This is a genomic window from Glutamicibacter sp. 363 (genome assembly GCF_052379505.1).
Lineage (GTDB): Bacteria > Actinomycetota > Actinomycetes > Actinomycetales > Micrococcaceae > Glutamicibacter.
In genome coordinates, this window is record NZ_JBQSYR010000056.1 from 1 (window position 1) to 6,151 (window position 6,151).

Below are 6,151 nucleotides of genomic sequence, written 5' to 3' on the forward strand. Positions count from 1 at the left end.
CTCATCAGATCCGAGCGCATCGATCATGCCCACGATGAGCTCATTGTGGATGCCGACAATGGATGAAAGGGATACGTCGGCTCTTGCGATTTCCGCGTGGAGCAACCCGCGCAACAGATGCGAGGAGCCATCTAGCTGCACTCCCGCTAAACCGGCATCGGCCAGCTCTTGCACGAGCCCTGCGGGAAATTCCTCGCGATTCCAGAACTCGATCGATTGCCGGCGAATGCGTGTCTGCAAAAACTCACGCACCTGTTCTAGTCGCGTCCGATCGGCCTCGTGCAGTTGGTGTGCCACACCCAATAGGTCCATCCGATTTCTCCTTCCAAACCCTTGGAAGTCCAAGTATATTGTTGGACTAAGACTTCCTTAGGGGGTAAATGTTGAATTCTCCATTGCCACGCGATCCGATTGCTCAGGCCCGTGAACAGTGGGTTGCCCATGGTTGGGCATCCGAAGCCAATGCCATGGCCGCTATCACCGCGGTGATGCGCACGGCGTCGATTTTCTTGCAGCGAGCCGACGCGATTCTCAAACCGCATGGGCTCACCTTTGCGCGTTTCGAAGTGCTCGCCTTGCTTGGGTTCTCCAAGCGCGGTTCGCTCCCAATGAGTCACGCAAGTGAGCTGCTCCAGGTTCATGCTACGAGCTTGACCAATTCGGTGGACCGGCTAGAGGCCACCGGGCTGGTGCAACGAGTTGCGCACCCCACCGATGGGCGAACCAGGCTCCTGGAACTCACGGCCCAAGGACTGGAGGTGCTCGATGCCGCCCGAACTGATTTGAACGAACAGCTCTTCGCCCAAAGCGATTTGGAAGCCAAAGACGCGACAGATCTATTCGAGATCCTCTCTCGTTTCCGCCGCGCCTCGGGCGACTTCCTATAACGAACCGTCTCGAATCGCATTGATGACCCCGGAAAAGTCGGTGCCTGCATTTCCCTCATCGCTGAACTTCCGATACAGCGCGGCCGCGAGACTGCCTAGCTGCGCATCTGTCTGCGTCTGTTCCAATGCGCTGGAGGCCAAACCGAGGTCCTTGGCCATTAACGCGGCAGCAAATCCAGGCTGATATTCCCGGTTGGCCGGCGAACTAGGGACGGGGCCCGGGACCGGACAATTTGTTGTCACCGCCCAGCACTGCCCCGAAGCCGAGGAAATCACGTCGAATAGGGCCTGGTGCTCCAGGCCCAAACGCTCGCCTAAGACGAAGGCTTCCGCCGCGCCGAGCATGGAGATGCCCAAAAGCATATTGTTGCAAACCTTGGCCGCTTGCCCCGCCCCATGCCCACCGCAATGCACGACCCGCTTGCCCATGATTTCGAGCACCGGGTTGATCTGCGCCAGGTCGGCTTCATCGGCGCCGAGCATAAATGTCAGAGTTCCCGCTTCCGCGCCAACTACACCACCGGAAACTGGAGCATCGGCACTTCGATGACCGGCCGCCACCGCGAGCTGGGCGGCTTCGCGCGCCTGTGCCACATCGATTGTCGAGCACTCCAAGAACAAGGTGTCCGCCTTGGCAGCCCCAAGCAGGTAGTCCCGGTAGGCATCCAGTACATGCTGCCCGGTGGGGAACATGGTGAGCACGACATCCACGTCGCTTGCGGCTTCGGTGCCGGTAACCACAGTTTCGATTCCGGCCGCGGCGGCCGCTTCAAGAGCGGCAGGCACCACATCAAAAGCCTTGAGGCGATACCCCGCACGGTGCAAGTTGATGGCCATGGGAAGCCCCATATGGCCCAGTCCCAAGAATCCTATGATTGGTTTTCCGCTCATCTTCCACTCTTTTCTCGTAACCCCTGCTCCAACAGTGCAAAATTCAATTCCGCTCCAGGCAATGGTGCGAAATGTCGTGCCGTTCGCTGTTCGCGGGTCAAATTACCCACTCGTTCATGCCACTGGGGGTTGCGATCTTTGTCGATCACCGCGGCCCGGATTCCTTCGGCGAAGTCCGGGTCATCCAGTCGGTTAACCGCGACCCTGAACTCGCGACGCAGATCCTCGCGCAGGTCCTTCCCGGCACTGGCCAACAAATCATCGACGAGCCGCACCGAACTAGGGCAGGCGGCTCGGAGCGCCTTGGAGACAAAGCTGGCCTGGGCGTCCGCGCAAGCGTCGAGCGCGGCGAGAATCGCCGGGATACTTGGTTCGGCGAAGGCCTGAACCCAATCCTCGTCCAGTATTCCCTGCTCGGCGGTGCTCGTAAATCGCGTAATCACCTGATCGGCTTCGAGAGTCTCCAACTCGGTCAGCAGCTGCGGCAAGCTCGCCTGCGCCACGTAGTCGTCTGCCAGCCCCAAGGCAATGGTGTCTGCCGCGTGGAATCTCATCCCGGTTAGTGCCGCTAGGCGTCCCGCGGCTTTTGCGCCCTTGGCCAGCAGGTGGGTGCCTCCCACATCTGGGAAGAAACCGATTCCCACCTCTGGCATGCCGCAGCGGCTGGTCTCGGTCACGATGCGATGGCTGCCGTGGGCGGAAACCCCAATCCCGCCGCCAAGCACTATGCCGTCCATCAACGCCACGAACGGTTTCGGATACTCGTCAATGAGTACATTAAGTTGATACTCGATACGCCAGAACTCTTCGGTGGACCCATCTCGGTCCAAGATATCCCGGTAGATCGCCACAATATCGCCCCCTGCGCACAGGCCTCGCTCCCCCGCTCCGGTGATCGCAACCTGTCGCACCGCTGGATCATCACGCCATTCAAGCAACGCGTAGAGCATGCCCCGGCACATCTGCGTAGTGAGCGCATTGAGCGCTTTGGGCCTATTGAGAGTGATGAGTCCCAAATGCCCCCGGCGCTCGGTCAGAATGTCGGTCAAAATACCCACCCCTCGGTGATCGCTGTCACAGTTCATTCTCGAATATACTCGGACTTCCAAGTAAATTGAAGTGGCGCATGACAGCAAACTTGATAGGTTGAACTAGTGAAGATAGCGACCTGGAATGTGAACTCCCTGCGCGCCCGGGCTGACCGCGTCGAAGACTGGCTGCGCCGTACCGACGTTGATGTCCTGGCAATTCAGGAAACAAAATGCAAAGACGACAATTTCCCCTGGGAACTTTTCGAGAACAACGACTACGAGGTGGCGCATTTTGGCGTCAACCAGTGGAATGGCGTGGCAATCGCCTCCCGTGTGGGGCTGGATGACGTCCAGCGCACGTTCCCGAATCAGCCAGAGTTCGGCAAGGGCGGGAAAGACCCGATCCAAGAACCCCGAGCCATCGCGGCCACCTGCGGCGGGGTTCGCATCTGGAGCCTCTATGTGCCCAACGGCCGGGCCCTGGATGACGAGCACATGGGCTACAAGCTCAACTGGCTCGACGAATTGAAGAAAAATTCGGTCGAATGGCTCGACGCAGATCCACAAGCTCAAATTGCACTGCTCGGCGACTGGAACATCGCGCCGAAAGACGAGGACGTCTGGGATATCCAGTTCTTCTTGGACAACCAGCTCACCCACGTCTCGGCCCCCGAGCGTGCCGCCTTTGGCGGATTCGAAGACGCCGGTTTCACCGACGTAGTTCGCCCACACACCGAGGGCGCCTACACCTACTGGGACTACACACAGCTGCGCTTTCCGAAAGGCGAGGGCATGCGGATCGATTTTGCGTTGACCTCCCCCGCACTAACCGAACGGGTCACTACCGCGAGCATCGACCGCGAGGAACGCAAGGGCAAGGGCGCTAGCGATCATGCTCCGGTTATCGTGGAGTTGGACGACTGACCATGACCAGAAAATTGACTGGGCCACTGGCAGAGCTTACGGCAGCTACCGCGCATTTGCGCGTCTATGAACCGTTGGACACTTTCGAGGATTGGGCCCAGTCAATTATCCTGCGCACCGGGCAGCGTAGCGCAAGCCATTGGGACAACTTCGAGAACGAACGGCTCTGGGAACGCACGCTGCGCCCCATCTCGGACCCCTTCCCGCACCATGAAGCAGAGCATTTTCGCTCGCTGAAGATCCTTGACTACGAGGGCAACGAGCACACCCGATACTGTCCCGGCCAGCTGCAGGCGCGCAGCCTGCTGGCCGCAGAACAGGCCGAGGAGGCCATCCGGACCGAGGTTCTGGACCTCCTGGTGCCTCCCGCAGCACGTAGCGCGAATGCCGAGCGTGTTAATCCCGATCGGCTAGCAGCAGATCTCACACACCTGCATACCCGCACTTCCACCTGGGGTATACCGCTGAGCTGGTTTGCGCTCTTCCGGGAAGATGACGAGTACGAACAGGTTCATGTTGATGACCGGTTGCTCACAGTGCGGCTCATAGTACCCTTCGATCAGGCGGTAGAACGCCTCTCTTGGGCAGTGCAAACGCTCGTGACCTATGCACCTCAGGCACCGTTGTTTGAGGAGCTTGGCGCGCTCGGCAGCTGGCTTGAATCCTTCGATAGCCGCTCGGTGATCGAATTGGACTACGGGATGCTTGCCGAGATCGTGTGGCCAGATGAATCCGCCAACGACCTCATGCACGGAATCCAAGCAATCGAAGACGGAGATCTGCCCACGGCGGCGGCGGCCTATCGACGGCTGACGAACCGCTGGCTGGGTCCGCGGCATCTGGGCCGGGCCAACTAAATTCTGTCCAGGACGGCCGAATCAAAAAGTATTTCGTTAACGCAAAAAGCTCCGGTTGAAACCGGAGCTTTTCATTTTGGCGACCCTGACGGGACTTGAACCCGCGACCTCCGCCGTGACAGGGCGGCGCGCTAACCAACTGCGCTACAGGGCCATGAGTTTTGAATCTAACTTCAAACCACATGGCAAAGCCCTCGGTATACCGAGGGCTGCGTGGCTCCGACCGGCGTCGATCCGGTGACCTTTCGATTTTCAGTCGAACGCTCTACCAACTGAGCTACAGAGCCTGGCACCACTGAGTGGACACCAGATTTATTGCCTAAACAATAAACCGAGCGACCCTGACGGGACTTGAACCCGCGACCTCCGCCGTGACAGGGCGGCGCGCTAACCAACTGCGCTACAGGGCCTTGCTTTCGCAAGCCAATGGATTTCTCCATCTGACAACCAACGAATTGGCTGTTTGTACCCCCAACGGGATTCGAACCCGTGCCGCTGCCGTGAAAGGGCAGTGTCCTAGGCCGCTAGACGATGGGGGCCTATATCTGCTGCGGTTTCTTTCGTCTCCGCTGCGGACTTCAATAACTATACGTGGCCTTTTTGCCATTTGCAAAACCGGCATCCGGAGAACTTTTAGGGGACGCAAATCGACGGCGAACAGTAGGCTTGAATCATGGACTTGGAGATGAGCGACGACGAATTTGACGAGCTGGTTCAGGCTGCCATCGACGGCATTCCCCAGTCGGCGATAACCATGATGGACAATGTTGTTTTCTTCATCGAGGACGAGTACGAGCCACTTCCCGGAGAAGCGAAAAACACCGACATTCTGGGGCTATACGAGGGTGTTGCGCTAACCGAGCGAGATCTTGACTGGGCTTCAGGGGCACTACCTGATCGAATCACGATCTTCAAAAACCCGACCCTCAGGGCCTGCGAAACACGCGATGACGTCGTGCGGGAGGTTCGCATTACGGTCATGCACGAGGTGGCCCATCACTTCGGAATCGACGACGAAAAACTGCACGATTTGGGCTGGGGATAGCCCAAATCGGCAAAAACTAATATTGAGATGTGCGTCACGAAAAATACTCTTTATTTGATCTTAGTGCCGCTTCGCAGTTCCTCAGAAGGGAATGCGGTAGCCCAAATTCATTTCATCTTCCGGCGCCGGCAGAACGGCGGGACCTTTTGGAGCAAGCAGCAAAATCCCACTTCCAGGTCCGGGCCAGGCAGAACGCTCGGAGGTTCAACGTTCCCAAGCCGCCCGAAACCGGGCTCCAATTCTAGATTCGGCGCCATGAACAGTTCCCGCGCTCAGGGTCCCTCTGTGGCACAGCATTTGGCAGATGCACGCTACGCCAAGCACGGCGAGCGGGTCCTCTGGCATTAGGGCAGGTAGTCTGCGAAATGATCACTCGGGCCCACGTGCGCACCATTTCGAGCAGGGCCCCTGCGCATCGCGTAGAGAAATGAGAGCGTCCAAGGCTTACAACCACCAGAACGCCCCCGCCGCCACAGCGTCCGCTGCGAAATTCATTTCGACCCCGTCAAGCGGATC

Annotated in this window: 7 protein-coding genes and 4 tRNA genes; 4 read left to right on the forward strand and 7 right to left on the reverse strand. The window is 58.6% G+C overall.

Features of this window, described 5'->3' with window-relative positions:
• Positions 1-312, reverse strand: a 312-nt coding sequence (locus ACT3UA_RS18590; protein ID WP_444617817.1) for an acyl-CoA dehydrogenase family protein, incomplete at its 3' end; no start/stop codon positions are given.
• 71 nt (positions 313-383) lie between these two features.
• On the opposite strand from ACT3UA_RS18590, the gene ACT3UA_RS18595 reads away from it, so the two are divergent.
• Positions 384-887, forward strand: a complete 504-nt coding sequence (locus ACT3UA_RS18595; protein ID WP_096286035.1) for a MarR family winged helix-turn-helix transcriptional regulator — start codon at positions 384-386, stop codon at positions 885-887.
• On the opposite strand, the gene mmsB is transcribed toward ACT3UA_RS18595, so the two are convergent.
• Together mmsB and ACT3UA_RS18605 are read right to left on the reverse strand one after the other, a co-directional pair.
• A complete protein-coding gene (gene mmsB / locus ACT3UA_RS18600) occupies positions 882-1,778 on the reverse strand; it encodes a 3-hydroxyisobutyrate dehydrogenase (RefSeq protein WP_096285811.1) in 897 nt (298 codons plus the stop codon). The genes ACT3UA_RS18595 and mmsB overlap by 6 nt on opposite strands.
• Entirely contained in the window at positions 1,775-2,827 is a 1,053-nt protein-coding gene (locus ACT3UA_RS18605; protein WP_444617820.1) for a 3-hydroxyisobutyryl-CoA hydrolase, read from the reverse strand. Before ACT3UA_RS18605 ends, mmsB begins: the two co-directional genes overlap by 4 nt.
• Positions 2,828-2,932: 105 nt before the next feature.
• Here ACT3UA_RS18605 and ACT3UA_RS18610 point away from each other — a divergent pair, with 105 nt between their 5' ends.
• Both ACT3UA_RS18610 and ACT3UA_RS18615 read left to right on the forward strand, forming a co-directional pair.
• Entirely contained in the window at positions 2,933-3,733 is an 801-nt protein-coding gene (locus ACT3UA_RS18610; protein ID WP_444617822.1) for an exodeoxyribonuclease III, read from the forward strand.
• A gap of 2 nt (positions 3,734-3,735) precedes the next feature.
• Positions 3,736-4,590 carry a hypothetical protein gene (locus ACT3UA_RS18615; protein WP_444617824.1) on the forward strand — a complete coding sequence of 285 codons (855 nt, stop codon included), beginning with the start codon at positions 3,736-3,738 and terminating at the stop codon, positions 4,588-4,590.
• A 77-nt stretch (positions 4,591-4,667) separates the two neighbouring features.
• On the opposite strand, the gene ACT3UA_RS18620 is transcribed toward ACT3UA_RS18615, so the two are convergent.
• The 4 genes from ACT3UA_RS18620 to ACT3UA_RS18635 all read right to left on the reverse strand — a co-directional run bounded on the left by ACT3UA_RS18620 (position 4,668) and on the right by ACT3UA_RS18635 (position 5,129).
• Positions 4,668-4,744 (reverse strand) — tRNA-Asp (locus tag ACT3UA_RS18620).
• A gap of 60 nt (positions 4,745-4,804) precedes the next feature.
• Positions 4,805-4,877, reverse strand: a tRNA-Phe gene (locus tag ACT3UA_RS18625).
• 49 nt (positions 4,878-4,926) lie between these two features.
• A tRNA-Asp gene (locus ACT3UA_RS18630) sits at positions 4,927-5,000 on the reverse strand.
• Positions 5,001-5,056: 56 nt separating this feature from the next.
• Positions 5,057-5,129: transfer RNA gene (locus ACT3UA_RS18635), tRNA-Glu, on the reverse strand.
• A gap of 134 nt (positions 5,130-5,263) precedes the next feature.
• On the opposite strand from ACT3UA_RS18635, the gene ACT3UA_RS18640 reads away from it, so the two are divergent.
• Positions 5,264-5,635: a metallopeptidase family protein gene (locus tag ACT3UA_RS18640; protein ID WP_096285818.1), complete on the forward strand. Its 372-nt coding sequence runs from the start codon at positions 5,264-5,266 to the stop codon at positions 5,633-5,635.
• The last annotated feature ends 516 nt before the right edge of the window (positions 5,636-6,151 follow it).